1 protein-coding gene is annotated in these 4,754 nt (G+C 63.3%); it reads right to left on the minus strand.

The genetic code is table 11. The features are described 5' to 3' along the window. Positions 1 to 4,552 (minus strand): hypothetical protein (locus ACGFZ2_RS34270; protein ID WP_393271291.1); only part of this gene is annotated, 4,552 nt, incomplete at its 3' end. Positions 4,553 to 4,754: the final 202 nt, after the last annotated feature.

Here is a 4,754-nt window from a genome sequence, read left to right on the forward strand (position 1 = left end):
CCGCCCACCCCGACGGCAACACACCCTTCCCACCACCCGAGAACGAACCACCCCCCACACGACCCCACTCAAACGCCGCCGCACCACCAGGCAACCCACCCTGGGTGCGCCGACGTTTCGGGGCCCGCCCAGTTCCCGTCTCGGCTCGCTCTTTGCGCTCCTGCCGCGCCTGGATCTGGGCTTTAATAGCCTCGAACTCGCCGATGCTCTTGTCCAGACCCACGAGCACGAGCCGGAAGGCGTATTCGGGTTCGGGCACCGGCGAATCCGCTCTTGGGACCAACGGCACCCCGACCACGGCGAAAATGTCGATGGCGACATCCAATCCGACCGGCCGCGGCAATTGCCCTACCTTCAGGGTAATCGGCGTTCCCTTATCGAGATTCACCTTCCCGCCACCCAACACGTCGACTGAATTGCCCAGTCTAAGACGCAGGGGTCTAGGCATTCGGCCATCCGCCAACATTATGTCTTTGATAGATATTGCGTCGTAAAGATCCCACCGATCCTCTCGCTCCCACAGCACGTTTCCGGTCTGCAGCAGCCGACCGATATCGGGCACGGTGGGGGCGGGCTTGACCAGCTCCAGGTACAGGGTTTGCTTGATAGGGTTCTCTTCGAGTATCACGACCGCGATGGGTCGACCAAAGATGTCATACCCGAGTTCGAGACGAACCTCCCTCATGTCCGCAGGAAAGACAAACCTTCTTCCGTCGGCCACCTCGACCTGTGGGATACGGCCCTGACGGGCGGTGGCATGGGCCTGACCTGCCCCGCCCTCCCCGCCGAGGGTTATGCCCAATTCTCTCCGGGGTTGCAACAGACGCGTCTTGATGTAATAGGAAGCGCTGAACTCCCATGGGGGGTAGAGTTCCCAAGACGCACGCACCTTTTGCTTCAGACTGTGCAGCTCGCCCTCAGTGAACTCGCGGTTGATCGGTTGGTAGATGACGCTTCCAGCGCCGTTGTCCGCGGTGTACGGGATTTCGATAAACCCGACGCCCTTTTCGCCGACCTTCCCGAAACTGATATTGACCACATCACCCAGGCCGAAGAGTCCACCGACATGTCCGAGAACTATGTCCTTGCCGCTCAGTTTGATGCGCAGCCCTGGGGCCGGGCGGGTTAGCTCTCTTATGTCCTTGTCATGCCGCGCGGGGGTGGTGGGGAGGCGGATGGTGAATGGGTCTTCGAGGTTCCCTGGGAGCTGGTCTTTCCAGCCGCTGCGTTGGTTGTTGAGGTCGCGGAGGTATTCGAGGTGTTCGGCGAGTTCCTGGACCTGGTTGCGGGGGGAGATGGGGGGTTGACGGATGGCCGCGAGGTTGCGGTGGAATGAGTCTCGCCGGATGCGCGAGTAGGTGCTGTCGGGATTCTTCTCCGCCTTGGCGATTGCCGCTCGCAGCAGACCACGTGTCTCCTCAAACACCCCAGCCTGTTGGCGCTGCTCGCCAGGGTCGGGCCGGAAGAAGCCCGCGGCGATACGGTCATCCTGTGGGCCACGAGGTTGGGCGAGGACGTAGGCGCCCTTCAACCGAAGGACCTGTTGCGGGGTGACACCGGGAACCAACGGCGGGCCGATGTCGTGCGGGGCCCCGAACGGATGGTGGACCTGCATCGGCTGGTCCAACTCCTTGGCCAGCACATGGAGAGGCACAAGCGCGACGTCGTAATCCAAGGTTTGGTTGTTTCCGATCGTGCTGAGCCAGATCCGTTCCAGGGCTTTCCGCCGCTGCTCGGACACGTCCCCCGAATACGGAAGAATCTTTCTAAACGTCGACTCTTCACCCCGGGCAAGGTCGTCGGCCAGTTGACGGACCACCCATGCGCGCAGTCCTTCCACGCTGGTGACGCCCCACTGCGCCAACAGCTGCGGGTAGGTGTTCAACACCGACCTGTAGAAGGCGAGGTGCGCCCCCCCGCGGAACAGCGCAGAATCGATGTTGAAGACCTTGTCCGCCCACTGCTCGAATTCTGTCGCCTGGTCACGGGTTACCCCGGCCGACAACTGGGTGATCGCCGCGTCCACGCTCCGCTGCAAGTCCGGCGCGACACCACCGGACCCACCGGCCGTCATCGCCCCGCTCGGCCCCGGGTCCGCCCCGCCCACCCATGACACCCCTGCCAGCGGGCCCGACGCGACCGGTGCGGAGCCCTCCAGCGACAACCCCGAACCAAGCGCCGACGTCGACAGATACGCCCCCGCCCCCGAATTCGACCCCTCCCCCGCGTCAAGAATCCCCGGGTCAAAACCGGACAGGTCGTAATCTCCCGCAGGACCGGACAGCAGTCCACCCGAGGCCACGTCGACCAAGCCGGCGGAGGTGACGCCTCCCTGCAGGTCCGAGGGCCCGACCGGCGCGGAGCCCTCCAGCCGCGACGCCGAGTCAACGGCCGGGCCGGACCATTCCATCGCCGCTGGCAGGTCGGACAGCGCATCGGGGGCTGGCTCCGAGGGCTGGGGGTCTGGTGCGGGCTGCAGACCCCGCCGCCCCAGCGCCAGCTCCTCTCGATGCTTGAGCGTTTCGGCGAGAGCCTCGAATTCCTCTTTGCCTTGCACGGTTGTTTCGATGAGCCGGTAGACGTATTCGGGTTCGGGCGCCGGCGAATCCGGTCTTGGGACCAACGGCGCCCCGACCACGGCGAAAAGGTTTTCGGAGAGAACCCTTGCGCCGGCATCCGGTCCGGACGCCTCCATCCGTCCTACCCGCAGTTTGATTTCCGTGCCCCGAGAGAGATCCACCTCCCTCCCATCGAACGTCTTGGCCAAACCATTGATTCTTATGTCCAGGCCGGGCAACGCTTTGTGCGACCACATTTCGGAACTGGCAGATATTTCATCGAAAAGGAACCAACGACGGTCATCTCGTTCCCACAGCGCATAACTGCGCATTCCCTTGATGTCGTCCGCGGTGGGGGCAGGGTCCATTTCCAGGTACAGAGTCCGTCCGGTCATGTTCTTGTCGGCCGGGATAATCACGACGCCGAAGGGTTGATCATCCATGCCATACCCGAGCCGGAGAATGACCTCCTTCAGGTCGGCCGGAAAGGTAAACGGACTTCCGTCGACCATCTTGCTATTCGGGATAGTGAATTGACCATGTCCGAAGCGACGGGACAGCCTCCTTTTTTTGTCCACACGGAACTCCATGTGGTAAAAGTCCTCGGAGAACCATCGGTCTTCGAGTTCCCACTCCCGGCCGGGCACCTTTTTCCTCAGGGCGCGCAGCTCGTCGTCAGTGAACTCGCGGGGGACCTTTCGGTAGATAGCGCCGTCCACGGTGTACCGGATTTTGACGATACCGACGCCTACTCCGTTGAGCTTCCCGAAACTCATATAGACCACATCGCCCGCGATGGCCACGTCGTCTACAACGGCGAGACGTTCCGGCTTGCCGCCCAGCGTGGCCATCAAACTTGGTAGGTAGTCACCGCCGACGGAAGCGGTGAAGCTGATGGTGAATGGGTCCTCGAGTTGCCATGAGTTCTGGTCTTTCCAGCCGCCGTCTACGTTGCGGCTGCGGAGGTAGAGCCTACGGAGGTATCGGCGGCTTTCTGCGAGTTCCCGGACCTGGCTGCGGGGGGAGATGGGGTGTTGACGGATGAGCGCAAGCTTGCGGTGGAATGTGTCTTGCTGGATGAGCCCGTAGATCTCGGTCGGATTCAGATTCGATTCCGCCTCGTCGATTTCCTCCCGCAGCTGACGGAGTGCCTCCTCAAAGGTGGCCTGTTGGACCTGGTCGGTCACCGATGGCCGCGAGAAGCCCTCAGCGATGCGGGCGGCGATGCGGTCATCGTGTGGGTCACGAGGTTGGACGATGATGTAGGCGCCGTTCAACCAGACGACTGGTTGCCGGGTGACACCGGCAACCGGCGGCGGGCCGATGTCGTACGGGGCACCGAACGCATGGTGGACCCGCATCGGCGCGCCCAACTCCCCGGCGAAGATATGGGGAATCACATGCGAGATGTCGTGACCGTCGGCGTGGGCGTGCCCGACCTTGCCGAGCCAGAGCCGGTGCAGGGCCTTCCGGCGCTGCGGGGACACGCTCTCCGGATACGGCAGAAGCTCTCTGAACTTCGACTCATCACCCCTGGCGAGGTCGACGGCCAGTCGGTGGGTCGCCCACGCGCGCGCTCCACGCAGGTCGGTAACGCCCTCCTGCGCCAGCAGTTCCGGGTAGGCGTTCAACACCGACTTGTAGAAGGCGAGGTGCGGCGACTTTCCCTGGCCGAACAGCGCAGGATCGATGTCGAACACCTCGTCCGCCCACTGCCGGAATGCCGCCTCGTCAGCGGCCGCAACGGCTGACAACTGTTCGATCATTTCCGATTGCCAGCCCGGCGGCAACCACCCCAAGCCGGGCTCCGGTGTCCTCATATCGAAAAAGTCTGCCTCCCCCGGCGGGTTATCCCACAGGGCAGAAATATCCGGGTCAACACCAAACGGGTCAGTTTCCGCTGGATCGGACGGCTGCCCGTCTGCGTCAGAGCCGGCCGGGCCCCATTCCATCGCCGCCGGCCGACCAGGCAACGAACCGGGCGACAGGTCCAAAGACTCAGACTCAGACTCAGACTCAGACTCCGAGCCGGACGACTCTGACCCGGACGACTCTGACCCAGACTCAGACTCTGACCCGGACGGCTCTGACCCGGACGACCCAACCGGCCGCGCCAACGTGGGAGCCACGAACGACTCCTTCACCGCCAGAAACTCGCTGATCTCCCAGTCCGTGAACCCAGGCGCGTGGAGACGA

Source organism: Micromonospora sp. NPDC048063 (genome assembly GCF_043202855.1).
Lineage (GTDB): Bacteria > Actinomycetota > Actinomycetes > Mycobacteriales > Micromonosporaceae > Micromonospora.